Annotated in this window: 1 pseudogene; it reads right to left on the bottom strand. The window is 26.9% G+C overall.

Going from position 1 to position 219, the window contains the following annotated elements:
• Nucleotides 1-219: pseudogene (locus tag ELQ12_RS10185) on the bottom strand (hypothetical protein); the annotation flags it as partial.

The raw sequence follows: 219 nt of genomic DNA, 5'->3' as shown, positions 1-219 counted from the left end.
TACGATAATATTTACAACCATTAGAAAGGACTTGAGGGAATTTTTTCTTCAAATAAGAAAAATTCACAAAATGAGTTTCATTTCCTACTTTGATTTCACTCCCTAAATACTTACTACGAAATTCTTCTCTTTTTTTCTCTAATTCCAATATCTCTTCTCTTATTTTTTTATCAAAGATATAAATTCCACCATAATTACTTGCAAGAGTTTCTAATTCAC

It is taken from the genome of Campylobacter sp. US25a, assembly GCF_004379075.1.
GTDB lineage: Bacteria > Campylobacterota > Campylobacteria > Campylobacterales > Campylobacteraceae > Campylobacter_D > Campylobacter_D jejuni.
The sequence above is the reverse complement of the archived record's forward strand: the minus strand, read 5'-3'. Positions and strand labels throughout refer to the sequence as shown.